Source organism: Pseudomonas sp. GNP014, from assembly GCF_054344005.1.
In genome coordinates this window covers 2,571,604-2,597,401 of sequence record NZ_JBTGUS010000001.1, presented here as the reverse complement: position 1 = coordinate 2,597,401, position 25,798 = coordinate 2,571,604, and the positions used below count along the sequence as shown (strand labels likewise).

The window sequence follows — 25,798 nt, the reverse complement described above, 5'->3', positions numbered from 1 at the left end:
TGTATAAGTAGCCAGTATTATTCCACAGCGTTCGCGGATCGCCTACCCCTGATTTTCGATTTCTCGTGCCGCTAGTCGCAGGAGCCCCTCTAGCGCGGCCTTCACCGTTTGTCGGCGGACCTCGTCGCGGTTGCCGGGGAAGTGCTGAACTTCACTGCTCAGCGCATCGCCGACACCAAAGGCCAGCCATACGGTACCCACCGGTTTGTTCGGCGAGCCGCCGTCCGGGCCGGCAATCCCGCTGACCGCCACGGCAAACCGCGCCCGGCTGTGTTTCTGTGCGCCGCGCACCATCGCCTCGACTACTTCGCGACTGACCGCGCCCACCGTACCGAACAATTCGGCGGGCACATTCAGTTGCTGGGTTTTCTGTCGGTTGGAGTACGTCACGTAGCCGGCCTCGAACCATGCCGAACTCCCCGGAATGCGGGTGATCGCTTCGGCAATACCGCCGCCGGTGCAGGACTCGGCGGTGGTGACGTGGGCGTTGAGCAATTGCAGGCGTCGGCCAAGTTCGGCAGCCAGTTGAGTGAGGTCTTTCACGGCGTGCTCCGGATCGGGTGGAATGCCTACCACCGTACACGAGCCGGTTGCGCTTTCAATACACAGACTCATTCAAAATGTGCGGGCGCCAGCGCTCTGACATAGGCCTGACACGCCTGCAAGGCAATCAGTCCGCGGTCACCGGTGTCGGTGATGGCGATAATTCGTTGAGCATGCGCCGGGTCAAGTCGGGCGCGTACGGTTGCATGATCCACGCCGCCGGTGCCGGCGGTGGCTGGCACCCCGCAGCCATGGGCAGCGTCGCCGGCGTCGATGAGGACTGACAGGCGCAGATCAGCAGTGGCAAGACGATCGCGCAGGCGATCCTGATCACGTTGGGCATCGCTGAGTGCTCGATAGTGGGTTTGTTCACTGGCCGCGAGGCGTTGCTCGAGGGCCAGACGTTTATCCTGCTCGGCCTGCTGCGCGGTGGCAGCCGTCAACGTCAGTTGATTGAGGGTCTCAGTGTTTAATCGCGCCTGCTCGGCCAGTTGTCGCCCGTAACGCCAGTCCTGAAATTGCCAGGCCGCTGCAAACGCGCCAGCGGCCAGCAACAGAACGCCGATCATTCGCCAGGGGATTGGCATAGCACCGCCCTCGCCCGCGCCCAGATGTCGAGGCGATCCTGCAGGCCATTCAACCCGCCGTTGATTCGGCGAGTGATGCTGTTGAACTGATCGCGATCGGCCAGTTCGTTCAGGCCGTTCAGTTCCCAGAACCACGCCGCGGATTCGGCTGCCCATTGCGGTTGTTCGAGCAATTCGGGCAACGACAGCAAGCGCTCATCGCCGAACAGTCCGAGGCTGCATTGGCGGTAGTTGCTGCGCCCGGTGATCTGGATCAGTCCGCGACCACGGTACCTTTGCCCATCGCCGTCAGCCTCAGGCGTGTTGCCCAGACGCAAGGCCAGCGTGCCGGTGTCATATTTGCTCAGGTATTGGTTGTTGCCCAGCTCCCGCACGTACTGCAATTGCCCCGATTCATGGCCGACCTGCGCGAGGAAAGCGGCGATGCGTTTGGGGCTGTCGATGTGACGCCGGGCCATGGCGGCGTTGAGCGCAGAAACAAAAACGCCCGCTTGGCTGCGGGCGTTGGGGAATATCTTGAGCAGTTGTTGATCGGTCAAATCCATCACTCGCTCCGGTCAATGTGAAAAGAAAAAACCGCGCCCCGCAGGCATGCACGGGCACATTTGCGGGGCCGGGTCTCAGTACTTGATGACGTACAACAAGGCGACGTTACGAGGCCGCGCCTCGTTGCCGCCGTCCGCGGCCACTGATACGGCGTGAGTGTGGTCGCCCACGGCGTTCACCGTGATCGTATGGGCGTGATCGCCGGCCGCAATGATATAGAGACCGTGCGCGTGATTGCCGGCCACTGAAGTAACGGCTGCATAGTCGCCAGGACCGCTGCCTGTACCCTGGCGGCCGTAGGAGGTGTTGTTACCGGACGCCAGAATGCCGTGCTGGTGTTCCCCGAACTCGTTGGTGAAACCGCCGTGGCTATGGTTACCGGCAACGGCGGCAGAGGCACCGTGAGTGTGGCTGCCTGCCGCGGCGGCAGAAGCCGCGTGGGTGTGGGAAGCGTTCTGCCCGGCCTGGGTGCTGCCCAGCGCCCGGGCATTGTCGACCTTGCGGCCATCGTCCCAGCCGCGAACGAACTCGCCACGCAGATCCGGGAGGGCAAACGTCGTGCTGCCATCACCCACACCGAAGCGCGTGCCGATCGCAGCGAACAGTCCCGCATATTGCGTACGGGAAACCACAGCGCCGTTACATTTCAGCCAGCCCTTGGGGGCGTCCGCCGTGGCCACAGTCTTGATGTCGCCGATGTCACTGCCGGTCTGTTTGACCATCCCGGTGCTGGCAATCATCACCCAGACGCCACCGGCAATCGAGCTGTTCCACTGTACCCAGACATCACCGGCGGCAGTGATTTCGCCTTCCTGCACAGCGTTGTGGTCAACGCCCACAATGGGTTTGGCCGCCAGACCGTTTGCCGAGAAGGTACTGGCACCGGTGTTGGTGTTAAGGGCCTTGAACCGCAAGACCAACCCGTCCACCAGGCTCGGTACCACCGGCGCATAGGTGGCGCGGTAAGCGTTGGCCGTACCGGTATCCATGGCGTAATCCACCAACCCGGTCTGACTGATCTTGCGCACCGCCAGAAACAACTGGCCGAGCTCGACTTCATCGGGCGTCAGGCCTGCGCCCTTGATCACGCCCAACAGCTCTTCGGTGACCGAATTGCCCCACACCGCTGGAATCAGCGACCCGGGTGTTCCGGCCACCGGGTTTTCATCGACAAACTTGCCATCGACCAGCCCAACGCTGGGCACACTCTTTGGATAATCCATTATTCATTCCTTAGTCATAATTGATGTACACCTGGGTATGAGCCGGTGCGCTACGGTGAATCAGGCATTCCAGGGCGGAACCCGGGTTCATGCCAAAACGTTCGCCCCAGTAACTGGCGCCATAACGGCGCCCCAGCGACAGGCGTCCACCGGTGTTGAGAATCCACATGAACTGCGCCTTCCAGGTACCGAAGTGCGCTTTACCGAAGCGTGAGCGGCCCATCCGCGGGACCCGCAGTTCGGTGACGGTCGCGTCCGGATAACCCTGACTGCGCGCCACCTCGACGAAGTACGCCGTCGACTGATCGCCCACGGCCAACAAGCGCCGGCGCACGGCCAAACGTCGGTCGTCATAGAGCGGCGTGGCGCCCAGGCACGGATCGGGCAGGTTCATCACCCGCTCCCAATCCGGCACCAACTCGCTGACGCCGGCCGGGTCCATTTCGTTGAGCAGATCGACCGAGCGCGCGTCCAGCCGCGCCAGTTCCGCGGCGATGCCTTGCAAGACTTGATCAAGCTCCGGCAGGCGTTCCAGCTCCCAGGCGGGGCCGCTGGGCAGCAGGCTGCGCAACTGGTTGCGGTATTGCGCGACACCCCTCAAGACAGCCATTCGCAACCTCCAAAGGTCAGCAACTGATTGTTGGCGGCGGTCACATTGGCCGCCGGCGAAACCAGGGTGTGGTCCGTTTCACCGGTCGCACTGCTGATGGCTTCGGCGATATGACTGAGCAACAGGGTTTCACCCAGACCTGCTTCGCGGTTGTGCAGATCCCGCAACTGGTTCTCGATGGCCGCGCGCACCGCACTGGTATCGGGGGTGATGCGCAGTCGGTAATTGACCAGCACCTGCACCGGCGCCAGCACACGGACATCGGCCGTCACCGGACGCAGCGGTTCGATGTAAGCCTGAACCTCGGCCAATTGCTCGGCATTGGGAATGGGTTGCGGATCGTCGTCGCGCATGATGAAAACGCCGACGGTGCCCGGGCCGAGAAAGTTGCCTCGGCACCAGGCGCGGCTGACGCCCGGGCATTCCAGCGCCCACGTTTCGTAGTCTTGCGCCGAGCCACCGTGGGGGATCAGGCGATAGGAGCGAATGACCCGCGAACGCAAGGACTCAAGGCTTTCCCGGGCGACACCGCCCGTCATGCCGGGCTCTTGCACCACGAAACTGTTGCTGGTGATCCCCTGGACCGGTTGCACCAGGGTCAGCACCAGGCCCGCGTCGGCGTTGCCCTGACTACCGGCCTCGAGTGCGGCAATGGTCGTGCCGTTGAGGCCATTGCCAGTGGTGCGCGCCGTGGTGACTTTATAGGTGCGGCCATCGTTGGACTGCAGCAATGTATCGACATCCAGCACCGCTCCGGCAGACGCGGTAAAACTGACGCTGCCGGTGGCCGCTTGTGCAGGCTTGCGCGGCTGGTTCAGACGTAAAGTGGCGATGCGCTCCAGCGTCGATTCATCGGCCTTGTCGGGCAAGATCTGTTGGGCAATCCAGTCGAGATATCCGTACAGACCATAAACCGCGCCGCCGAGGGTACGGGCCAGCACTTGCGCATCGGACTGGCGCAGCGAATCGCCGGCCAGGTCGCTTTGGGTGCGTTTGATCAGCACCGGCAGCGAAGGGGTTTCAAACGGCATAGATCACCTGCCAACTGTTATCGGGGTTGATGTCCAGACGTTCGCCGTCGGCCAGGGTCAGGACCGTGCGCAGGTTCAGGCGCTGGGCGTCGAGGCGTTCGCTGATGATGTCGATGGCACGGCAATGCCCGTCGTCGATCAGCCATTGCAGGGCTTCGCGGGCATAGAACTCGGCGTCCATCTGGGTCTGTCGGCTCAGCTTGACCCGGCGCAACAGCCACAGCCGCGAGCCGATACGGTCATCGGCAACGGTGGGAAAACTGTCGCCCCACCAGCCGAAGCGTTCATCGTCGTCGAGGGCGTCGTCATTGGCGGCACGGCGCCAGGTGAACAGGCTGATGAGCACGGCACGGGTCAGTGCAGCGTGGAGGTTCTGGCTGACAAACATCACTGGCCTCCTGCCGGCGCACCGGTCTTGCCGCTGCCGGGCTGCACGTCGACGTGCACATGTTTGATCTGGCTGATGCCACCGGCGAGCTGGTCGCCGGTGGAGACGATCTTGCCGGTCTGGTTGATCACCGGCGTATCGACGTTCACAGCGGTCGTGGCGCGGATGTTCAGCGTGGCGGTTTCGATGTCGATGATCCGCCCGCGCTTGAAGTGAATTTTGTCGCCCTCGTCGGTGTAGATCGCCACTTCGCCGGCCGCCAGTGCTTGCAGGCGATAACGCCGATCGGCGATGACCAGCGCGATGGCATGGGAACGGTCGCCGCCAAGAAAAGTGACGACACCTTCGGCACCCGCCAATGGACGACTGGTGAACCCGTACGGTTCGAAGTGCTCGACGTCGTCGTTCAGTTCACCGGCGGTGAGGCGCATTTGCAGCGATTGCAGCTTGGATGCCGAGTTGGCGAGCACGACGGTGCCGCGCGCCAGCAGGCGTGTCAGTAGGCTCATGATGTTGTCCTCAAGGCTCGGCCAGGCGCAGACAAACCCAGTGGGAGCGGGCTTGCCCGCGTTGGCGGTGAGTCAGGCAAAGATGTGTTGCGGCGACCGTCGCTTTCGCGGGCAAGCCCGATCCCACAGGGTCCAACGGCGTTTACAACAGTTCAGGCTCAAGCCTGTTTCGGTGGGGTTGGATCAGGATCGAACGTATGCGGTGGCGCCACTTGCAGCGTGGTCACCGAACCTTGTGCCGACAGCGAATACGTCACTTTGGAAATCAGCATGTCGCCGTCAAACCCCAGTACCGGATCCTTGACCCGGACCAGGGTGTTGTGGCGCCATAAATCACCATTGGACTGGCGCCAGCCCTGCACCTGATAAGTCGTGGTCTGGGCTCGCCCGACACGGGTGGCGCTTTCCCAGAGGGCACGTTGCAACGACAGGTCAGGATTGATCTGCAGGCCTTCGTTGATCACCGTCACGCGTCGGCGCTTGTACCCCAGATCGGTAGCAATCGACTCGATCTCGCTGACCGCCGCCCCGCTCTTCTGATCGTTGCCTTTTTGTTGGCCAATCACCCGATATTCGGAAAACACCTGGCTGTAATCCATCGCTGCACTGGCCGACAAAATGTTCTTGCCCAGTTCCAGTACATCACTGGCCCGGCCACTGCTGCCAGGCCGGGCCAACAACAGCCGGCCTTGCGCGTCATCGGTGGAGAACACCCGAAACAACGAGAGCAAACGGTCGATGGATTGAAACACCGTCTCGCCCGGGACGATGGTGTAGCTGCCGAGTCGCGCCGTCTCCGCAATCTCGCTGACCACATTGACCTTATAGGAAGACGCCAGCGCTTCGACGATGCTCAGCATCGGCTGGTTTTTCCATTGGTTCGGGCGATTGATCGCGGCGCAATCCACCAGATCCTGGGTACAGGAACTGCCTTCGATGCTCAGACTGATCTGCCGCCCGTCATAGCGGATCGGCGCCTTGAACACATACCCGGTCAAGACCAGATCCTTGCCGATGCGCACCTCGCAGGCATCGCCGGCGGCGATGCGCTGATCCACGGTCTGGCCCGGCCATTGCCAGGTGATATCGAGTTTGAACGTACGAAACTGGCGCTCGAGATCGGCGGTGATTTCAACACTTTTCCAGCCGCCGTATTCCATATCGCCTACGGTCAGCGTGACGCGATTATCCATCTCGCTCATGGCTCACTCCCTGGAGACTTTCACGTCATTGGGCGACAGGAACCCGGGATGGGCAGCCGCATTGCGCTGGATCACTTCAGTGACACGCGTGGCGTCGGTGAATTGTTTGTAAGCCACCACCAACGCCGGCAGGCTTTCCTGGAAGGATTTGCTGACCAGTCGCACACCAGACGAGGCGACAGCCTTGAGGTGCGCATTCAAGGCATCCTTCACGTCATTGATCGCTTGAAAATGCGCTGGCCCGGCCTTGTCCAGCATCGGATCGAGCGCCACTGCCACCGCATCACGCAACGCCTGCATGTCGTCCGTGACCGGTACTTCCTGACGGCTGACCGGCTGCCTGGACTGATGATCCAGAGACGGTGTCGATGACAGCTTCACCGGTGTCGACGCCACGGGCATGGAAGCTACCCATTGCGCCACCTTGACCAACATCGTGTCCTGCACCAGATCGGCCATGGCTTGCGCCGCTGCCGTGGTGTCCTTGCCGGTGGTGAGCTTCGGCGCATCGGCCTTGCGGATCGCTTCGAGTTGTTGCGACACGTCGGCAATCACGCCACGGTAGCCTTCCCTGGCGAACGCTTTCAGTTCCTTGATATCGCCGAGCAGGCCCTTGAACTCTGCCGCCACTTCCTTGGGCAGCTCCTTGACCGCCTTGACCAGTTCAGTGATCTCTTTGTACTGGTCGATCAGTGGCTGGAGCTGTTCCTTGATCACCTCGTAGACCCCGGTCAGGCTGTTACGCAGATTGGCAATGCCGATCCGCGCTGCCTTGATCAGCGTCATCGCCTGTTCGAAGCGCGCCACCGCCGAACCCAACAGCGTGTCGGCCTTGGCCAACAGGACTTTCTGGGTGCTGACGCTTGCGGTCGGAAACGGCAACGGCTGGTCGGGATAGAACTTCAGCGTGAACGTGACCAGCCCACCGTCCTGGCGGGTGTGGGTCATGTCGCATTCGCCGACCTTGACCTGCAGGCGCCCCAGCCACGGGTGCACCAGCTCGCCGCTGCCCTGCTCCAGCGCCTTGAGCAGCTTGTCGCGCTGCTCCAGGCAATCGGCGCCGACGATGAAGGCCGTCAGATCGTGGGTCTTGGCCTGCTGGCCGAGATCCTCGAAAAACGGCAGGTCGCGTTGCGGATATTCGTGCAACTGACCTTTGCGACCGACCGGGGTTTTCGCCTGATCGATCCAGAACCCGACACCGCGAAAGGATGCCGGCAACAAACGGTCACGCCAGTTCATTGGAACCTCCCACGGACAGCGAGCGATAACCGATGCGCGACGACAGCGCCAGGCCCGGTTGATTGGTGTGCGGTTGATCGGTGCGCAGCCCGACCGGTGCATTTTCGAAGCGCACGGTCAGGCCGCCTTCGAGTTGCGCCCGGTTGTTGGCGGCGCTTTGCTGGATCAGGGTGTTTGAGGTTTGCACCAGTGAGCCGCCCTGCAACACCGGCTTCTCTGGCACCGGCACTGCGGCCGGCAGGCTGCCCGAAGGCGACAACTCGATCGAGGGCGATTCGCTGTTGCCCTTGAAAAACACCGGCGCCAGCTCGCCTTTGCCTTCGGCATTGGTTTTCAGCTGAGCCTGAGTGAAAACATCCACCCGGGCCTTGGCGTCGGCAATCAGTTCACCGAAACCACCGTTGAAAAACGCCTTGATCGGGGCGATGGCGTCCTGAAACTTCTGCGCCCACTTTTCAATCCAGGCCGTGACGGGGGCCCAGTTCTCGATGATCTTTTCCAGCGGCGACCAGCCCAGTTGCTCACGAATAATCGCGTAGGTCGCGAGGAACGGCAGCTTGATGTAATCCCAGATCGCCGTGAACACGCTGACCACACCGCCCCAGATTGCCTGAATCACTTCAAGCGGCGACCAGTCGAAGAAGCTCTTGAGAAACGCCTGCACGGGGACCGACACCGCCCTGAGCAAATCCCAGATCGAAGAGAACAGACTGACGATCGGTCCCCAGTTGTTCAGAATCAGCCCTTGTGGCGAATAGTTGAACACGGTCTTGTAGAACTCGATCACCGGCGCCGCAATCGCTTTGAGGCCGTCCCACAACGCCGAGAAAAACGCCATGACCGGCCCCCAGTTGCTGATCAAAAGCCCCAACGGCGTGTAGCTGAACATCGTTCTGAAGAACTCGGCCATCGGCACCACCACCGGCGCGATGGTCTGCCAGAGCCCGATGAAAAGCGTCGAGAGCGGTTTCCAGTAAGCCACGATCAGACCGGCCGCCAGGGCAATACCGGTAGCGATCAGCATGACCGGATTGGCTTTCATCACCAGGCTCATCACGTCGAGCACCTGGGTCGCACCGGTCACGGCGGTTTGCATCGCCGAGAAGGCAATCGCGCCTGCCGCCAGCCCTTGCACCAGTTCAGGGTTGTCATTGAGCAAGTTGCCCACCCCGGTCATCAACGGTTCCAGCCCGACCACCACCGCCCCCACCGCTGGCACCAGCGCGGCATTCACTGCCGTGGACACCTTTTCCATCGACGCACTGAACACGTTCATGTTCTGCGCAGCGACTTTCGGCGCGGCGGGCAGGTCGACGGTTTTCGCCGTCTCGCTGACCTCGGTCAATTTGCCTTGAAAGGCTGCCGCCGATTTGATGCCGTCCACGAACGGCGTGATCACGCTGCCGCCCTTGAACAGCCCGCTGATATCCAGCTTGCCGAGGCCGGTCTGTTCGAGGTTTTTCTTGAAACTCTCGACCCTGGCCCGGAGCGCGCCGAGTTTGGGCGACAGCTCATCAATGCCCGTGATCAGCACCGGCGTTTTCACTTTCTTGTCTTCGTCTGCCATCACTGCACCTGCTGCATCGCATTGATCCGTTGCGCGTGCTCCAGCGATTCGCGGAGCACATCCAGTGGCCTGGCCATCATCTGTTCGGGGTCAACCTTCCAGAACCAGGCCAGGTCATAGGCGACGGCGATCAGGTCGGTGATGGCGCCGACGCCGCACTCATGAAAAAACTCGCGACGGCCCAGCTCAGCGCGTTGAGGTCAGCCAGATCGAGCTGGTTGACCGACGACGGCGGAATGCCGGCGCACACGGCGATGTACTTGGCCGCCACATCCATGTCGAGGCTGACTTCTTCGCTCTTGTCGATCTTGTACGGCAGCGCCTTGATCGCTCGTACTTCCTGCACCGTCGGACGGCGCAGGACGAGTTCGGTCAGGGGCTCGCCGTGAGCTTCGATCGCAACCTGAAGCTTCACGGCGCCGCTCATTGCCAAGTCCCCTTGATGCCTTCGAATTTCAGTTCGATGGTGGCGTCATCGCCCTTGGAAACCGGCTCTTCGACCAGGTAGGCGCCGGCCAGTACGTAGACTTTGCCGTTGCTGAATTCGCAGGTGACGGTGATGTCGGTGCCTTCGATCAGCTTCTTCAGCGGGAAGTCGGCGGTGTGCAGCGCGGTCACTTTGAACGACGGCGCAATGTCGGTTTCCTTGTAGAAGCCGGGTACGACGGTTTCGCGTTTGACCGCCATCAGCGGGGCTTCGCAGCCGCCGTTGATGGTCAGTTGTGCGCCGTCGACTTTGACGTAGCAGGTGCCTGCAATCAGTTGACCCATGGTGTTACTCCCTTCAATAAAAAAGCCCACGCGAGGTGGGCTGAAATCGCACGTTCAGACGCTGTTTTTAAGCGGCGGCGTCGTACTGCAGACGGAATTGGTTGAGCAGTGCGAACACGCGCAGACCGTTGATGTAGTCCGGTGGGAACAGCACGTTCACGCGGCTCGGATCCTGCACGTCGCGCTCGACGATCAGGTGCTCGGCGAACAGCTCAGCGTTCTCCACGTGGCCTTCCAGTTCCAGCTTGGCGTACTGGGCGATCAGCTCGCCGCGAATGGTCGCAGGCGTCACGATCGGCTGGCCGGCACCGAAACGGGTGCCGTCGGAGGCCAGCTTGTGGCGACCGTATTTGCTGGTGATCACGCTCTGCAGACGACGCACGATGAACGCCGACTGGTGCATGGTTTCGCTGTCCAGGTAGGAGTTGTCGGCCTGGCCGTAAGCGTTCTTCTGGTAGGTGGTGATCGAGCGCTGGATGCGCACGTAACCGCCTTCGTAGTAGGCCGTGGCGATGCCGTAGTTGAGCAGCGACTGACGCTCGGTCAGGGTGAAACGCTCGCTGGCCGGCGCCGGATCAACGCCCGGCAGGCTGCCGCTTTGCGTCGGACGGCTGGCGTCGGCAGAGATGAACACCGCGGTGCGGGCAGCCAGTGCGGCGGCCTGTACCCAGACCGGTTGCGGCACGCCCGGCTCCAGCGCCTGAATGGTCATGTGCTGATCGTTGCGTGCCTGGCCTGCAGCGACCAGGGTCCCCACAGTGCCGCGTTTGGCGCTGTAGACGTGACCGAACAATTGCTTGGCCCAGGACCAGCGACCGGTGCTGTCATCCATGACCGCTTGCCAGGTGTTGAGGGTCGACAGATCGGACCACGGCAGTGCGATGAACTCGAACGGCTCGTCGCCCAGTGCTGCCACAGCAGCGATTTGATCCGGCACGCCAGCGCCACCGGTCATCGGGGTAATGGCCGTGACCAGACCCGCCGGCGTTTCTTCGCCGTTGCTCTTGCCCAGACGGTTGAATTGCAGGCTGATGTCGTTACCGCTATCGCCGGTCCATTTGGCGCTCAGGGTCACCACGCCTTCGGCGGCCACGGCACTCACTGGCAAATCCGCCGTGGCATTGACTTTGAGCGCCAGCGCTGTGGCGGCCTGTGCGGCAGTCGCGCCGGTGACGACGCTACTCTGAACGCGCACGCCGCCGACGTACAGATTGAGCACCCCCGCCTGCGTAGCGGCACCGGTCAGGGTCAGTACGCCTTTGGCGATGCTGCCTTCGCTGTTGTGCAGCGGCAGGCACCAGATTTCACCGACCGGATCGGACTTGCGGAAGGTCTCGTACATCGAGGCGAGCATCGAGCCCTGTCCACCGATGCTTTTGGCCAGCGCCACGCTGGAAACCAGCACCAGTTTGCCGGCATCGGCCGGCGCGATATTGTCGTTGACCTGAGCCACGATCAAACGACGCATGCTCGAGCTCGCGGTATTGGCGGCCGAGTTGTCCATCTCGGCGTAGAACAGCGGTACACGAATGTCCGCGGGGATGTTGCTGAATCCGATCGCCATTATTTGGCTCCCTGTGGTTTAGCCGCTTTTGCGGTTTTGAGTGTGATGTCGCCGTCGGCCAGACGCCGGCGCCACCAGGCGCTGTCCAGCACTTCACGGCCCTCGAGCGGGAGCAGATCGCCCGCCTCCGGGTCAGGTACGGCACGGCCAATGACCGGCAGCACAGTGATGCGTTTGCTCATGGGGTTACGTCTCCAGAGAAAGTCAGTTCCACGCGCCCATCGGGGCCCGGGCGTTTCAGGTTGGGGTCGGCCGGGTCGATCGCATCGACCCGAACCGTGGCCCCGGTAAAGGACGACAAACCGTCCAGTTCGCGTTCGTGCCAACTCTCCGCAGGCTGACTCGGCAGATTGCGGCCGAGCTGGAACTCGGCAAAAAAGCGCAGCCGGTAGAACCCGCGACTGCTGTTGATCGAGACCATTTCGCCGCCGTCATAGACGATGGCGCCGTAGCCGTCGCCCGGCTTGAACCCGACCAGTGCGCGCCACAGCTCGGCGCGCAGGTCATGCAACAGATCCAGCGCTTTTGTAGCGTCGGTTGCGTCAAGCGCGAGGACGATTTCGAAGCGGTCGCGGATTGGCTGGGCGATGAGGTTTTGCGCGGTGCTGTTGCTGGCCACATCGGCGATTGGCAGCACGTGGGCCGAAGGTGTTGGCAGATCGGCGTTGCCTTGCAGCAAGGCCAGATCGACACCGACGGCAATGTGGTTGGCAAGGCTTGGGCATTGCGCACGCAACTGCGTGAGGATCGGGGTGATCTTCATGAGGGTGTTCCAGATTATGAAAATGACCACAGGCCCCTGTAGGAGTGAGCCTGCTCGCGATTGCGGTGGGTCAGACAGATTGATTTTGACTGTGGCACCGCGATCGCGAGCCGGCTCACCCCTACCAGGGATTCGTGTCGCGGCTAAATCAGTCTTTGGCGGCGGCGTTTGGATCGAGGCCGCTGGCATCGATCACGCAGCGATAGCTGTTCTCGCGATTGCCACTGGCGGTGACCTTGTCGATCGACCAGCGTCCGCGCATGAAGTCCGGCCAGGTGTCATCGAGCAGCACCAGGCCCTCCGCCGCCAGTCGTGGGTCGCCGGGGCAGGTGATCTTCACTTTGTACTTCTGGCGCAGCATCTTGCGCACCTCGCCTTCACCGACGGCGATGGCATCGGCTTCGCTGGGCTGTTTCTGGCGCAGGGTCTTGAACGGCGCAAGCCCCGTTTCGACCCAGCGCAACACGCCCGCAGCACCGTCCCAAAAACACGTCTTGCAGCCCTTGGTCTGCTCGCGAGCGGACTCCTCCAGCGTGGCGCTGATAAACGCGTGATCGCCGGGACGATTGTTGTGGGTGACCGAAAGGGTCACGTCCGCGAGCTTCTGGCCCGATATCGATTTGGTCTGGCCGGGATGGGCCAATACATACATATCGTCGTACGGTTTGGTCACCGCGTTGTACTTTTTCGCCAGGCGCGTCAGAAAGCTCATATCGGTTTCGTTGGACTGGTCGACGTGCTCGATCCTGATCATCGCTACCTCCGGCGCGACGCGTGGTGAAAAGCCATGGGGCGATACCAGTTCGTGAAACAGCGCACCCAATGTGGTCGGGCCATGGCTAGCCGTTCGGCGTTGCTTGAAGCCCGTTTCATCATCCTTGCTGAACGGTGCCGCCGTGGCCACCAGGGTCAGGCGAAACGGGAACAGCGTCGGCGTCAGGCGCGTCACTTTGAACTGGCCCTTGTCGACCATTCCCGACTCCAGATAACCGACCTCAAGGCCGATTTTCCCTCCCAGGTCTGGCAGCCCTTCGAGGCCTTCGAGATCAATCGTCAATGTCAGCTGATCGGATTCGAAACCGGCAGCATCGACGTGCTCCCAACTGATCAGGCGTTGATTGAGCAGATCCTCGTTTGCGCCGTAAATCTTGACGACCGGCGTAAAACCCAGTGCCATGCAACCTCCTTAATCCCAGGCTGTGAACGGTTTGATCGTGGCCGGTTTCGAATCGAGTTCCGGCAGCACGACCCAGACACCTGCAGGCAGAATCGGCCCGTGTTCAGCCAGGGTCGGATTGAGTTTCCACAGGGCTTCTTCGGCAGCGTCATCACTGCGCCCGGTTTCGCGGTAGAGCAACAGATTCACCGAATCACCGGCCACGCTTCGAACCTTACGCATTGTTGAACTCCGCTAATTCGATCACCCACTTGATGACCATTGCGGTGCCATCGTCGATGACTTCGCTTTGGTTTTCCTGGACGCTGTTGATTCGCCACAAACCCCAATTACGACCGATACCGTCAATCAACGGCAGCGGTACACGCGAGGTTTGCAGCGCTCGCAGTTCGTCGAGCCGATCCATGGCCACGGCGTACATGGAAGTACCGGTGATGGTCAGGGTTTCCAGTTTTTGCCCGGTCTGGCTGGACTTGGGTTTGCTGGTCAGGATCGGCAGGTCCGTCCATCCGCCATCGGATTTTCGCGCCAGCGTGCTGTAGGCGAACTTGCGCGACAGGCCGAAGATAAAACTGCCTAGAGCCATTTGTTGTTTCATCAGGCGACTCCATCGCTGAGGGCAGCGTCACGGCGGGTAGCGAGGGGGTTGGTGCCGATAGCAGGCATGTACCCGGTGTCGAAATGGTTTCGTATGACTTGCGCAACCACAGCGCCGATTTTCTCGGAGTTGAGTGCATCGCTGCCGCTGATCTGCACGACTGGTGCATAGGTGTATTGCGGATTCTGCGTCTGAGCGCTGCTCAGTTCCTTGGCCACTTGCGCAGGAGGCGCGAGCTTGTCCTCGGCAGTTTCTCCCCATTTCTGCCCAAGATAGGAGCCGACCGCCCCGCCGATATATGTGCCAATGCCTGGCGCAATGAACGTACCGATCGCGGCGCCAATGGCAGTGCCGGCCAACTCGCCCGCGGCGCCTTTGACGGCCTGATCATCACCTTCACGCCACCCCTTCAAACCCGTGTAAGCGGCATGGGCAAGGGCCAGCGGCGCACCCAGTTTCAACGCCGGCATTGCCTGGGCAAGCCGGGGCATCAAACTGGCGCCCAAGCGCTGGACCGCTGGCACCTGTCGGGCAGCCATTTTCTCGATTGAGCGCGGTGTCCAGCTGCCAATTTTATCTGCCCACATCTCGAGTCCGATCTTGGCATTGTCGATTAAGGGCAGGACTCGTGCCGTAACGCCTCGCAAACGACTGCCGCCAACGGAGCGCGAAGGTGCCTTGGCAGGATTCTGTCGAGCAGGCGAGCGACTGGATTTTTTCTTTTTGCGAGGGCGATCAGCGTCCTCATCCCCGCCAATCACATCACCGATTTCAGGTGGCAATCGGGTAGACGCCAGACGCAACAGTTTTGTCGTAACCGCACCAATCACAGCCGCCGCGCCACTCTTGAGCGCAGCCGTGACAAAGGGCAGGGTGACCGCTCCCAGCACAACTAGTCCGGCGGTGAGGGCCGGGAATGCCTCTGCTGCTGTACTCGCGACATTGACCACCGCCGTCAGCCCGACCGCGAGAGCATCCGTGAGCGGTGCCAGTGCGGTACCAAACGCCGTGGTTAGCCGATTGAGACTCGCATCCAGCGCATTCCAGCGCCCTTGCGAAGTATCACCAAACGCCTCGGCAGTTTTCGTCGCGGCACCACCGCCGGAACCCAGTTCCGAGGTTGCATAATTGTGCTTGTCGGACACTCGCGTGAAGGCTGTCTTGACGTCGTCGGGCTTCTTCAACAACTCAAGAATGCTTGCGCCACTTTCGCCAAACAGCGTCTTCGCCGTGGCTGCGCGTTCGGGCCCGGATTGTTGGTTGAGTGCCACGAGCACCGAATCAATCGCACCTGGCGCATCCGTGCGCATCTTCTCACGCAACGATTCGGGGTCCAGTTGCAACCGGGTCATCGCCGAACGCTGTTCGGTTGACGCAGCGTTTCCTTTGCCGAAGACCGAAGCAAAGCTTTTCAATGCCGCACTGGCACCGTCCTTGTCCGCCCCACTGTTCAACAGCGCAGTGGCGAACGCTGCCACCTGTTCCGGGGTCATTCCCGATGCAACAGCACTCTCGCCCGAACGCTGAACGACCGAACCAATATCGGCGGCCTTGGCATCCAGACCGCTGCTCCCCAGATAACTGATCGCGTCGGCCAGATCCTGGCCTTGGTATCGATCCAGTTTCAAGGAGGAACGCCAGACCGCGAGCATTTCCCCCGCGGCCTTGACATCCATGCGGAAGGCCGTGGCATTGATCGCTGCATCGCCGGAATAGGCCCTTAGCTCTGTAGCCCGCTGATCCCCCTTGGCGCCGTCGGCAATACCGGATCGCGCCCCGACCTGCTGCACTTGCAGAAGATCCGCACCGGTCGCGCCACTGGCCGCGATCGGCCGCTGAGTTGCCAGTTCGAGGGTTTGCTCTGAGTGTGCTTGAAGCTGGTCTTTGTTGAGTCCGATCAACTGATTGAGCTCAACCAGTGCGGTCTCGCTAGCCATCGACGATTGCAGGCTTTTCGGTGGCGGGCTCTGCTCGATTTCCGCCTTGAGTTTTGACTTCGGCTCACTATTGGCAGCCGGGGCCGCCGCCACGACCTTGAACAACGACTGCTGGCTGACCAGCAGCTCCCGCAGCTTGATCTGCTCCTGAGTCAGCAAACGAATAGCATTACTTGCCAGTGCCAATGTCAGGTTCAAATCCCGCAGCGGTTTGCCGAAGTTATCGAGCAGCGCCAATCCGCCCGTGGTGTTGCCGCTCTCACCGGCGTATGTGAGCGCATATTTGTTTTCTGCCATGCCGCTCTACTCCTGTTTCACGCCAAGGCGAGTGATCGCTATGTCGTAGCGGCGCAACGCCTTTTCGGCGTCCCATTCCAGAATCTCCGCTTCACTTACCGGGTAAATGAGCGGGACGATATCGAGGATTACTTCGATGTCGCGTTCCGAAAGTAGGCCGCCGGCTGGTTTAAAAAATCGTCGATGCGCACCTGCAATTGCGTCCAGTCAGGGACGCTCAAGTGGGCCAGATCGGGGATCATCAGACCGGTGCAGTGGGCGGTGATGAACTCGGCGCGTTCCTTGGCCGTTTTCAGTTTTTTCATCACTTTGGTGGCGCGCAGTGCGGGCATTTCCAGCGACAGCGAGGTCACGGTGCGGCCGGTCACGGCAAGCGGTTGCAGCAGTTGCACCTGGTCAGGATCGGCGGACTTTTCCGCGTCCTCGATCTGCTCCAGAAAGTACGACGCCGGACGGGTCGACATCTCGTGCACGTATTGGGCAATGCTCACGTAATCCGGGCGTTTGAGCTGATCGAGTTCCTTGACCGACAGGCCAGTGGCGAGCAGCGCCAGTTCGAAGAACTGATCGTCTTCATCATCGCCGGCGCGTTCCAGTGCTTCTTTTTGTGCGGCGTAGAACAGTGGCTTGAGCTGGATCTGCTCGATCTGCGCGCCGTCATCGCCGGTGATCGGCGACAGCAGGTCATGCTGGGGTGGCATCCACGACATGTATGAATTCCTTGGTGATTCGTAAAGATCCACTGTGGGAGCGAGCTTGCTCGCGAAAGCGGAGTGGCATGCAACATTGCTGTCGACTGACTTGACGCCTTCGCGAGCAAGCTCGCTCCCACAGGGTTTGGTGATTGCCTTCAGCCGTGGCTTACGGCATCAGCACCGCACGACGGGCATCACCAAGGATGTCGACGCCGTTGAGCACGAACTTCTGGGTGCGCACGTCGATGTCGATCACCGGGATGCCGTTTTCCAGGCGGGTGTAGGTGCGGCAGGACAATTCCAGGGTGGTCTTGGGTTTCTCACCCATTTTGATCACGCCCTCATCGAGGATCTTCAGCTTGCCGCCGACGGTGTGGTAGGTGAACCAGGTGTTGCCGTCCTGATCCTGACCGGCTTCACGCACGTTCAACAGAATGTCATCGCCGAGCTTCACACCCAGGGCGAGCATGATTTCCGGGCCAGCGCCCTGCAGGATCAACTTGGCGCCAAGCGCCTTCGCGCTTTTGGCCATTTCTTCGACAATGAAGCGTCCGCCCGCCATGTTTTCCATGTCGAATTCGATTTTCGGCGGGGTGAATTCCTCCACGGTCGCCGACAACGGCAGGCCTTGCAGGGTGGCCGCGATGGCCTGGCGATTGCGGTTGGTAAACATTAGAGAACGTCCTCCAGGAACTGCTCGATGATTTCATCGCGGGCGTTGAGTTGATAAACCATGTGTTCGTTCGGCGCGTAGCGGCCGTAGTCGATGACCACGTACCAGGTGCCGTTCTTGTACTTCTCGACGCTGTTGAGTTCCGGGTGCAGGTACACGCTGCCGCCCGGAATGGTTTCGTCGGCGACCAGGGTTTGCAGCCAGTCGTTGATGCGCTTGACCTCTTGATCCATGAAGGACTTGGTCAGGTTCTTGGCCATGGCTTTCTGGCCGGCCTTGACCAGCTTGCGGCTGATCGCATCTTCGAGGCCGACGTAGCTGATGAACTTGCCGGTGATCGAGCGGTTACCCAGCAGCGAGAAGCCGCCAAGCACGGTGCGGGCGTAGTAGCTGACGCCGTAGCGGTTGAGCAGATCGCCTTCGGTGGAGGTGTCGAGGATGTTGTATTCAACGACCCGCGACACGTCTTCGGCGTAGGTCACCTGGTTGCCCGGGCTCTCCCACTGCTTGACCTTGGCCAGCGCGGCAATCGCCAGGCTGGACGGTGCGAGGAAGACATTTTTCTTCGCTGCTTTCGAGTACACGGCCGGCATGTTGTGCACCACCAGGCAACGGTCGAAACCGAGATCCGCACCACCCAGTTCCTGGCTGTAGGTCACTTGATCGGCGACCGAGGCATCCTTGCCATCCAGCACCACACGGGCCTTGATGCGCTTGCCGAACGAGGCGAACTCGCTGGCCACCGCTTTGGTGCCGGTGAAGCCCGGCGCGCCGATGATGGTCAGGTCTTCCGGGACACTGCCCAGCGCGGCCAGACCGAGCTTGCGGCCGGTGGCTGGATCGACGCCGCCGATCACCGCGTTAACGGTGTCAGCCGGGGTCGCGCCCGCTTCGACAATCACCACGTACACCGGCACCTTGACCACTTTGAGGATCTGGTAAACCGCGTGGTACAGGGTGCCCTCTTCAGAACCGGTCGGATCGAGCAGCGCATGGGTGGTAAAACTGTTAATGCGAAACGGCGCGTTACGCGGAATCAGCGGATCGGCTTTCGGCGCGGTGCCGACCAGACCGATGACGTTGTCACCCAGGCCACCCATGGCCTCGGGGGATTCAGTGGCATTGACGGTAATGCCGTTGTGCTCGAAGTTCAGAACCTCAGCCATAGTTAGTCAGCCTTCTTGGCAGCGGCCTTTTTGGCCTGGGTGGAGGGGGTTTTCAGTTCCAGTCGACCGGCGCTGTGCAAGGCACTGGCCTCGACGTCGAGCAGATCAAGGTCTTGACCGACGCTCGACCAGTGCCCACCGCCGGTGGGGAATGGGACGAGCACGGTGTAGGTTTGGCGGGTTGCCATTTTTCGTTTCTCCATAAACGGGAAAGCCCCTCGTGGGGAGGGGCTTTGGCGGGTAAGAAAACGCCCCGACGGTGCGGGGCGTTTATTGAAGCGTCACAAACCGGGCTCAGGCACTGGCGGTACATCTGGCCAGCCCTCAGTCAGCATTTCGGGACGATAATTTCCACTGTCGATTGCCAGCAGCAACTCGCGCTCGCGGTCAAAGCAAGCCTGGACATGAGTGCGTACAGCCTTGGCAATTTCGAGAATTCGCGGCGCATCAATTTCGACGAAGCCATTGGCTGACTTGAAGTTGCATCGGTATTCCGGATCGACGATTGCCGACAAGCCCATTCCAGCAATCAGCGTCTGGCTGTCACGAGTGGTTTCGATGGTTAATCCGTCGACAATGACGCCACCGGCTTCGTGCATGAAGCGTTCGGCGGCAATAGCGACCGCTTGAGTTTCAGGCGTGGCTGTTATCGGTAGCTCGGGCGAAAACAACCACTCCCCGCCTTGCTCTTTCGCTAGCCAGCCTTGACGGGGAAGTGGATCGAGATGATCGACGCACACCCACACCAGCGTCGGCGGATACATCGTCGAAATATCACCGCTGGTTTCGATTTGCTCGACAACCTTGTCGGCATAAATACGAACATAGACGCTCATCAGGTCCACTCCTCGATAATCAGGATGCCGTCGGCACCGTTGCCGCCTTTAAAGTTGTACGGGCACGACGGCTTGGCCAAAGCACCTCCACCACCTGCACCAGGATTTACGGCCCCCTCCCCCTCACGACTGGCGCCGCCCGAAGCGTTACCACCCGGTCCAAATTTGCTCGGACCTCCTTCACCGGATGTACAAAGAGCCAGTGTCGGCCCGCTCACTCCGCCACCGCCCTGGCCATTTGCATTGAGGGTCGATCCACCTGATGCCAACTCAGAGTTTGGGCTTCGGCCAAGTTGCAGAGGCGGTACACCGTTGAGCGAGAATCCTCCGCCGTATCCTCCTGGTGCAGCGATTCCGGCAAAAGAGGTTGTCCCCCCATTGAGACCGACATTTACAACAACGCCCACGCCACCCTTACCGATAGTGATCTGCTGACCATCGAACCCTTGAGTCAGCCAGCCTTCTGCGTAAGCGCCAGCACTACCACCGCAACCAGCGGACAGTTGAGTGTTGGCGGTCGAGGCAGCCCCTCCGCCGGCACCGCCACCACCTTGCAGTCTGTATTTGATTTTTTTGGTGTCGGGACCCGATTGATAAAGATCGTTGGCCTTGAAAATCCGGGTTCTCAGATAACGTCCAGAAGAGTTGCGAACTTCAACAGCGAGAGCGGCGACGTCGATGCTTCCTTGATTGACCGCCGCGTTCCAGGCTTTGATGCACCACATCACCGCCAGGTTGCGTGGACGCGTAACTCCCAATGCCCCAGTACTAACCGGAGTGGCGCCAGCGGTGAATACCGCATTGGAAACGCTGTAATCCGTCGTGTTATGAGGGTCAAGCCCATGTGCGTCCTGAAGTCCGGCATCTGATGCCATGTTATGCCAGAGGCCCGAAACTGCCGGATTGACATTGGAGGGGTCGAAAGACTGGAGGCTACCTTTTTGCCAACTGCCGATCGGACGTCCACCGTCTACACCACGCCCATGATCCCAACCGCGTAAAAACTCACCACGCGACTCCGGCAAGCGGAAGTTGCCCGTGCCCTCGTTGCCTTTGTTGTAACTGGTACCGAGATAAGCGGCCAGATCCGGATAAGTCGCAATGCTCTGCACGCTGCCATCCAGCTCCAGATAACCAGGCGCAACGATCCCCGTCGGGAATGCCAAAACAGCACCCACCGGAACGGCGGACTTGAGACGTTCAACTTCCTTGGCCAGCGCCGCTACGTCGATGGTTCCCTGATTGACCGGTGCGTTCCAGGCTTTGATGCACCACATGACGGCGATGTTGCGCGGACGTGTTTCAGTGGCAGAACCAAAGTTGTAGGTCCTGACGCGACCAATAGTTAGCTCGGCGTTGTCACCTTCCGTACGCAGAATCCAGTCTGCGGCCGTATCTTTCAGCACAACCGTTGGAGTCTCCCCATTTGGGTCGACCGCCTGGCCGCCTCCCGACCCGGTCGGGAGGGAATGGTAATGCGCCTTGAGACTGTCCGACTGAAAGCTACCTGCTGCACGCCCGGCATCCACCCCACGTCCATGATCCCAACCGCGCAAGAACTCCCCACGCGCTTCCGGCAAGCGGAAATTCCCAACCCCTTCATCACCCTTATTGAACTTGCCGCCCAGATAAGCGCTCAAGTCCGGGTAAGTCGCGCTGCTCTTGACGCTGTTGTCCAGCTCCAGAAAACCCGGCGGTGGCGAATCGACCGGGAACGCCACAATCGAACCCACCGGCAACGCTGAGGCCTTGGCAATCAGCGCCTCAACTTCAGCTTTGGTGTACGAATCCTTGATGCCAAACCCGGCCAATGTTTCAGGGTTGGCACCGGCAGTCGCCCGGCCATACTCATCAACCGTCAGACTCTTGTAAGTCCCGGCCGCAATACCGGTTCGACCAGCGAGCATCTTGAACGTCAGCGCAGTCGTGCCGAGGGTGATCGGCGCATTGGTCGTCAGGTGCCACAGCGAATCACCGTTCGCCACGCCCTCCTCCACCATCACCGTCAGGCCCGGCGTCACCTTGGCGCTGATGTTGGCATCGGTCGCCCGCACCCAGTCGCCGTTGGCGACGACCCACAGGCCGTTATCCTTGGCCAGGGTCTGGTTCGTCAGCAACACGCGGTCGCCAGCAATCACAGCTACGCCGTCGATCTGCTGCGCACCGTTCAACACGATGTTGGTCGAAGCCGCGACGCGCACCGATTGCTTGCCATCGAGTTTGCCAAGTTCTTCGGCGAGGTAACTCATGACCCAGGCACGAGTGGCCTTTACCACGGTGTCGTCGATCAGCAACGTCACCAGCGACGCATTGCTGGTCTCGAAAATCGAGCGAATGTAGAACTCTTTACCCGAACCCGACGTCGCCAACACCGGTTTGAACGACTCCGGGTATTTGACGATGGCGTAAAGAACGCCGGTGTCAGTCCACAGCCCTGCTTCCCGTACATACCAGCCGCCGACGTCCGGCGGAATGGTAACTTCGGCGAGTAACCAACTCGGGTTTTTCTCGTCCTGGAACAGTGCGTTGAGTGGCCCGCGCCAGACTTCGCGTTTCAGCGCGGTGGCGGTCGCGGCCGGGTTGTAGACCGCGCCGCCGCCGTCGCCGACGGAAATCTGCGTCAGCTTGATCGGTGTGCCCGCGGCCTTGCACGCCGTTTCGTAGGCAATCCCTGCGTTGGTGAGCAGGGTGTAATAGTCAGCCATTCAGGCCCCCTGAGGATAAATTGTGGATGTTTCGACGGTGTACAACGCAGCGGCCATGAACGCCTCGCCAGAGGTTTCAAGCCCTTCGATGAACACCGGATAAACCGTGGTCAGTTCGCCGCAGAAAGTCGCAGCGGCGATGGAGTGGCTGCCGAACGCGCTCAAGCCAACGGTTACCGAAAGAATGTCCCGCTCGCTCTTGGCATCCGCCAGGCGGCGATCGAGACGAGCGTCGATTTCTGCGCTGTACGGTTGCTCGCTGAAGGCGCGCACGGTGAAGCTGTAAGGCACGCCGGGTGGCGATTGTTCGTACCAGGCGCGGACTTCGGGGCGCAGTTGTAAACCCTTCGCCGCGTTTTCCAGCGCCTTGCGAGTGCCGGCCTGGCGCGCGGTGGGCCAGGCCAGTTCGACGGTCAGGCGTTTTTCCGCTTCCGGTGCGCGGGTGCTCCATTCGGCGACGCCGCGATCCGCCGCCAGATACGGCAGGAACGCCACTGGCGTTTCGCTTGGATTCATCAGTTCAGGGAACGGCGGCGCGATGCGATCAAGCAGTGTGCCGAAGCCCAGATCCAGCCCCCGTTCGAGTGCCGAGCTGTTGGCCGGCAGCAGCGTCCGGCGATGCGTTGGCTCACTCATAGCGTCAGCACCTCAACCTCGACCGCCGTGCAGTACGGCGCCTGAAACGCAGTGGTCACGACCGGCGCCAGCGGTTCGAGAATCTGCAGTTGCACGGCGCCGGCGCTGTGCAGCGTGTAGTCGATCCAGCTCGGATCGACCCGCCCTTCGAGGCGATGACAACTGTCGGCGTAGGCCTGCAACTGCTGCTGCGCGGCGACTTTGGTCAGGCCTGAATCCGGTCCCGAATTGATCTTGGCGACGACGCGGATCTTGTAGCGCTGAATGTCGGCAGCCTTCACGGTGACGAGGTCGGTTTCCGGTCGTACATCCGGCCGGGCGAAGTGTTGACGCACGCCTTCCAGCAACGCCGCGGAAGGCGTGCCATCGCCGTCTCGCGACAACACGGTGACCTGCACTTCCCCCGGCGCGGTACGACGACCATTACCATCCTTGACCTGTGCAGCGAGGCCGTCGGGGTTGAAGGTGTAAGTGACGTTGACCACACCCGCATCGGTGGATTCGACCTTCACCGACGGCCGTTCGCCGAGGGTGAATACCTCACGGCGATACTGCATCCGTGAACCCGCCGCCGGGGCATGCGGCGCCAGGTAATAACGCAGGCGTGCATCGTCATCGCTTTCGTAAATCGCGGGCACCGGCGGGAACGCTGTCGGGTCGCCCGGGTCGAGCAACTGCCGCTCCAGGCCCATGTCCGCCAACCGCGCATCGAGGTTGCTGCCGGTCGCCCACCACGCCAGCATCTGCTTGATGCGGGCGTTGTATTTGCGTTCGTGGGTTTGCAGCCGAACGCAGAAGGCTTCGAGCGCCATCGTCAGCAATTCGCTCTCGTTTTCCAGGCTGGTCTTGAGCTTTGCGGCACTCTCGGGCGAACGCGCACCGACGTATTCGACGACGAAGGTCTTGAACTCGGCGAGCAGCTCTTCGAACGCTTCGACAGTGATCAGCGCGGGTTCGGCCAACTGGTTCTGGCCGGGGATCAACATACTCATGTCACGACCTCGAAGGTTTGTTGACGGTTTTTCCAGGTGCCGGCGAAGCGCAGCAGCAAGCCGGCGCCCTGGCGGGTGGCGACGATCACTTGCGGCTGAAAATCGCTGATCCCGTTCTGCGTGTTGTAGAACGCCTGAGCCGCGTGGCTCTGGGCCAGAAGCAGAACGTCGTCACCGAGGTTCTGACCCAGCAGCGTGGGGATCAGCGAGCCATAAAGGGGCCTTTTTTGCCGGGTGCCCAGCGGCGTGGTCAGGGCCCGGGTCGCGCGCTGCACAAACTGCAGCCAGTCGTCGACCGTGACCCCGTTGTCTCTATCAATTCCGATCATGTTCAGGCTCTTGAATCAGGGGCTGATGACGCGGCCCTGGTGATCGACCAACGGGCCGCTGAAGTGCACGCCCGAGACGTCGATGGTCAGGCCGACGGCGCCCAGTTGCAGGCTGATCGCTTGCGGCGTCATCGCCAGTTGCGCCGGGCCGATGCTCAGTTGCAGCGCCTGGCGAGAGCCAGTGAAGGCCGCCGGCCCGTTCTGCCAGTGCAGGGTGTGACTGGCGTCGTCGTAACCGCTTTCGCTGCCGTCGACATGCACCCGTCGCGTCAGCGTCGGTACCGTTGCCGTCGGCGGAAACCGGTCACTGTTCAGGCCGAACAGCGCCACACTTTGCGCGCCGCTTTCACCACTGCCGTAGTTAAACAACAGACACTGTTCGCCGACGCTCGGAATCCGCGATTCGCTCTGGGCGCCGGCACTCGGATTGAAGAATTTGATGGCCGGCGTGAGCAAACCACCGTGGCTGACCTGGCAGGTATTGCTCGCAGCATCGACGGTCTGGCAAATGCCGATGCGGCAGAAGCTTTCGGCGCGTCGGTGCAGGTCGTCGATCTCCGCTTCCATCTCGGCCAGGCGCTCGATGATCGGGCCGAGTTGCATGCGCAATAGTCCGTCGAACATCTCAGGCCTCCAGCGCGGTGTATTGGTCGGGGTCGTCGATGTTGCTGACTTCCCAGGTACGGGCGAATTTCGGCGTGCCGAGCGGATCGTCGAGCAAGGTCGGGCCGAGGTAGAGGGTCTGATTGAACGACAGCGTCCAGGCTTTGTATTGCTGATCGCCGCGGATGAGCAATGACGGCAGGCCATCAATGTTCATTGGCAGATCGCATTGATCGCCGGGCAAGCTCCAGCGGTTGTCGGTGATCAGGTTTTTCAGCACCGCGATCAAATCGCACGCTGCAAATGCGCTGGCGGCAAGGGCCGGGATGACGTGCAGGGACACCGTCATGACATGAGCAATGCGTCCGTCCGCGGCGCGCTCTCCCGGTCCATTCCGCTCGAAGTTGATCAACACCCAGGCCTGATCGCCCGGCGCAGTGAAATCATCGTGATTGCCGACGTTGAGGTTGAGTCCGGCAGTGTTGCGCAGTGTCGTCGCGATGGCTGTGAACAGTTGCGACGGCTGTTGGATCGGTGTGGGCATACATGACCTCCTTTTCAATCGTCCACGCGCAGCCCTGCCGCCAAAATGGCGGCACGGAGAAGTA

General features: G+C 61.1%; 31 protein-coding genes. All 31 read right to left on the bottom strand.

The window, feature by feature from the left end:
• Nucleotides 1-42: 42 nt before the first annotated feature.
• The 31 genes from ACXX9E_RS11580 to ACXX9E_RS11430 all read right to left on the bottom strand — a co-directional run bounded on the left by ACXX9E_RS11580 (nt 43) and on the right by ACXX9E_RS11430 (nt 25,734).
• A complete protein-coding gene (locus ACXX9E_RS11580; RefSeq protein ID WP_123465177.1) occupies nt 43-543 on the bottom strand; it encodes a CinA family protein in 501 nt (166 codons plus the stop codon).
• 68 nt (nt 544-611) lie between these two features.
• Nucleotides 612-1,130 (bottom strand): lysis system i-spanin subunit Rz, encoded by a 519-nt coding sequence (locus tag ACXX9E_RS11575; RefSeq protein ID WP_336347021.1) that lies wholly within the window; start codon nt 1,128-1,130, stop codon nt 612-614.
• Nucleotides 1,109-1,675: a glycoside hydrolase family 19 protein gene (locus ACXX9E_RS11570; RefSeq protein ID WP_123465174.1), complete on the bottom strand. Its 567-nt coding sequence runs from the start codon at nt 1,673-1,675 to the stop codon at nt 1,109-1,111. The genes ACXX9E_RS11575 and ACXX9E_RS11570 overlap by 22 nt, the downstream gene beginning before the upstream one ends.
• 75 nt (nt 1,676-1,750) lie before the next feature.
• Nucleotides 1,751-2,899 carry a phage tail protein gene (locus ACXX9E_RS11565; RefSeq protein ID WP_422495995.1) on the bottom strand — a complete coding sequence of 383 codons (1,149 nt, stop codon included), beginning with the start codon at nt 2,897-2,899 and terminating at the stop codon, nt 1,751-1,753.
• 10 nt (nt 2,900-2,909) lie between these two features.
• On the bottom strand, nt 2,910-3,509 hold the full coding sequence (locus ACXX9E_RS11560; protein WP_322373823.1) for a YmfQ family protein: 600 nt from the start codon (nt 3,507-3,509) through the stop codon (nt 2,910-2,912).
• Nucleotides 3,497-4,540 carry a baseplate J/gp47 family protein gene (locus ACXX9E_RS11555; RefSeq protein ID WP_458555446.1) on the bottom strand — a complete coding sequence of 348 codons (1,044 nt, stop codon included), beginning with the start codon at nt 4,538-4,540 and terminating at the stop codon, nt 3,497-3,499. Before ACXX9E_RS11555 ends, ACXX9E_RS11560 begins: the two co-directional genes overlap by 13 nt.
• Nucleotides 4,530-4,928 carry a phage GP46 family protein gene (locus tag ACXX9E_RS11550; RefSeq protein WP_123465166.1) on the bottom strand — a complete coding sequence of 133 codons (399 nt, stop codon included), beginning with the start codon at nt 4,926-4,928 and terminating at the stop codon, nt 4,530-4,532. The genes ACXX9E_RS11555 and ACXX9E_RS11550 overlap by 11 nt, the downstream gene beginning before the upstream one ends.
• Nucleotides 4,928-5,437 (bottom strand): phage baseplate assembly protein V, encoded by a 510-nt coding sequence (locus ACXX9E_RS11545; protein WP_123465164.1) that lies wholly within the window; start codon nt 5,435-5,437, stop codon nt 4,928-4,930. Before ACXX9E_RS11545 ends, ACXX9E_RS11550 begins: the two co-directional genes overlap by 1 nt.
• 158 nt (nt 5,438-5,595) lie before the next feature.
• Nucleotides 5,596-6,639, bottom strand: a complete 1,044-nt coding sequence (locus tag ACXX9E_RS11540) for a phage baseplate assembly protein (RefSeq protein ID WP_186745193.1) — start codon at nt 6,637-6,639, stop codon at nt 5,596-5,598.
• Nucleotides 6,640-6,642: 3 nt separating this feature from the next.
• A complete protein-coding gene (locus ACXX9E_RS11535) occupies nt 6,643-7,881 on the bottom strand; it encodes a DNA circularization protein (RefSeq protein WP_123465160.1) in 1,239 nt (412 codons plus the stop codon).
• Nucleotides 7,868-9,448, bottom strand: coding sequence for a phage tail tape measure protein (locus tag ACXX9E_RS11530; RefSeq protein ID WP_458555445.1), 1,581 nt, complete (start codon nt 9,446-9,448; stop codon nt 7,868-7,870). The genes ACXX9E_RS11535 and ACXX9E_RS11530 overlap by 14 nt, the downstream gene beginning before the upstream one ends.
• 130 nt (nt 9,449-9,578) lie before the next feature.
• Nucleotides 9,579-9,875 carry a phage tail assembly protein gene (locus ACXX9E_RS11525; protein ID WP_007908778.1) on the bottom strand — a complete coding sequence of 99 codons (297 nt, stop codon included), beginning with the start codon at nt 9,873-9,875 and terminating at the stop codon, nt 9,579-9,581.
• Nucleotides 9,872-10,219 (bottom strand): phage tail tube protein, encoded by a 348-nt coding sequence (locus ACXX9E_RS11520; protein WP_007908779.1) that lies wholly within the window; start codon nt 10,217-10,219, stop codon nt 9,872-9,874. Before ACXX9E_RS11520 ends, ACXX9E_RS11525 begins: the two co-directional genes overlap by 4 nt.
• Before the next feature lie 67 nt (nt 10,220-10,286).
• On the bottom strand, nt 10,287-11,783 hold the full coding sequence (locus tag ACXX9E_RS11515; RefSeq protein ID WP_336347026.1) for a phage tail sheath subtilisin-like domain-containing protein: 1,497 nt from the start codon (nt 11,781-11,783) through the stop codon (nt 10,287-10,289).
• Nucleotides 11,783-11,965: a DUF2635 domain-containing protein gene (locus tag ACXX9E_RS11510; RefSeq protein ID WP_123465154.1), complete on the bottom strand. Its 183-nt coding sequence runs from the start codon at nt 11,963-11,965 to the stop codon at nt 11,783-11,785. The genes ACXX9E_RS11515 and ACXX9E_RS11510 overlap by 1 nt, the downstream gene beginning before the upstream one ends.
• Nucleotides 11,962-12,546, bottom strand: a complete 585-nt coding sequence (locus ACXX9E_RS11505; RefSeq protein ID WP_458555444.1) for a phage tail terminator protein — start codon at nt 12,544-12,546, stop codon at nt 11,962-11,964. Before ACXX9E_RS11505 ends, ACXX9E_RS11510 begins: the two co-directional genes overlap by 4 nt.
• A gap of 148 nt (nt 12,547-12,694) precedes the next feature.
• Nucleotides 12,695-13,723: a hypothetical protein gene (locus ACXX9E_RS11500; protein ID WP_422495992.1), complete on the bottom strand. Its 1,029-nt coding sequence runs from the start codon at nt 13,721-13,723 to the stop codon at nt 12,695-12,697.
• Nucleotides 13,724-13,732: 9 nt separating this feature from the next.
• Nucleotides 13,733-13,945 (bottom strand): tail protein X, encoded by a 213-nt coding sequence (locus tag ACXX9E_RS11495; protein ID WP_128614956.1) that lies wholly within the window; start codon nt 13,943-13,945, stop codon nt 13,733-13,735.
• Complete coding sequence (locus ACXX9E_RS11490) at nt 13,938-14,321, bottom strand: phage tail protein (protein WP_458555443.1); 384 nt, start codon at nt 14,319-14,321, stop codon at nt 13,938-13,940. The genes ACXX9E_RS11495 and ACXX9E_RS11490 overlap by 8 nt, the downstream gene beginning before the upstream one ends.
• The gene (locus ACXX9E_RS11485) at nt 14,321-16,555 is read right to left on the bottom strand and encodes a phage tail tape measure protein (protein WP_458555442.1); all 2,235 of its coding nucleotides are present in this window, start codon (nt 16,553-16,555) and stop codon (nt 14,321-14,323) included. Before ACXX9E_RS11485 ends, ACXX9E_RS11490 begins: the two co-directional genes overlap by 1 nt.
• A gap of 128 nt (nt 16,556-16,683) precedes the next feature.
• A complete protein-coding gene (locus ACXX9E_RS11480; RefSeq protein ID WP_123465144.1) occupies nt 16,684-17,265 on the bottom strand; it encodes a phage tail assembly protein in 582 nt (193 codons plus the stop codon).
• Between the two features lie 151 nt (nt 17,266-17,416).
• On the bottom strand, nt 17,417-17,923 hold the full coding sequence (locus ACXX9E_RS11475; protein WP_222833555.1) for a phage major tail tube protein: 507 nt from the start codon (nt 17,921-17,923) through the stop codon (nt 17,417-17,419).
• Complete coding sequence (locus tag ACXX9E_RS11470; RefSeq protein ID WP_128614952.1) at nt 17,923-19,089, bottom strand: phage tail sheath protein; 1,167 nt, start codon at nt 19,087-19,089, stop codon at nt 17,923-17,925. The genes ACXX9E_RS11475 and ACXX9E_RS11470 overlap by 1 nt, the downstream gene beginning before the upstream one ends.
• A 2-nt stretch (nt 19,090-19,091) precedes the next feature.
• Entirely contained in the window at nt 19,092-19,277 is a 186-nt protein-coding gene (locus ACXX9E_RS11465) for a hypothetical protein (RefSeq protein WP_007964321.1), read from the bottom strand.
• 93 nt (nt 19,278-19,370) lie between these two features.
• Nucleotides 19,371-19,925 (bottom strand): DUF4376 domain-containing protein, encoded by a 555-nt coding sequence (locus tag ACXX9E_RS11460; protein ID WP_458555441.1) that lies wholly within the window; start codon nt 19,923-19,925, stop codon nt 19,371-19,373.
• Complete coding sequence (locus tag ACXX9E_RS11455; RefSeq protein ID WP_422495987.1) at nt 19,925-22,630, bottom strand: phage tail-collar fiber domain-containing protein; 2,706 nt, start codon at nt 22,628-22,630, stop codon at nt 19,925-19,927. The genes ACXX9E_RS11460 and ACXX9E_RS11455 overlap by 1 nt, the downstream gene beginning before the upstream one ends.
• Nucleotides 22,631-23,266, bottom strand: a complete 636-nt coding sequence (locus tag ACXX9E_RS11450; RefSeq protein WP_123465136.1) for a phage tail protein I — start codon at nt 23,264-23,266, stop codon at nt 22,631-22,633.
• On the bottom strand, nt 23,263-24,258 hold the full coding sequence (locus tag ACXX9E_RS11445; protein ID WP_128614651.1) for a baseplate J/gp47 family protein: 996 nt from the start codon (nt 24,256-24,258) through the stop codon (nt 23,263-23,265). Before ACXX9E_RS11445 ends, ACXX9E_RS11450 begins: the two co-directional genes overlap by 4 nt.
• Nucleotides 24,255-24,587: a hypothetical protein gene (locus tag ACXX9E_RS11440; RefSeq protein WP_422495986.1), complete on the bottom strand. Its 333-nt coding sequence runs from the start codon at nt 24,585-24,587 to the stop codon at nt 24,255-24,257. The genes ACXX9E_RS11445 and ACXX9E_RS11440 overlap by 4 nt, the downstream gene beginning before the upstream one ends.
• A gap of 15 nt (nt 24,588-24,602) precedes the next feature.
• Complete coding sequence (locus ACXX9E_RS11435; RefSeq protein WP_422495985.1) at nt 24,603-25,211, bottom strand: phage baseplate assembly protein V; 609 nt, start codon at nt 25,209-25,211, stop codon at nt 24,603-24,605.
• A 1-nt stretch (nt 25,212) separates the two neighbouring features.
• The gene (locus ACXX9E_RS11430; protein ID WP_123465128.1) at nt 25,213-25,734 is read right to left on the bottom strand and encodes a hypothetical protein; all 522 of its coding nucleotides are present in this window, start codon (nt 25,732-25,734) and stop codon (nt 25,213-25,215) included.
• Nucleotides 25,735-25,798: the final 64 nt, after the last annotated feature.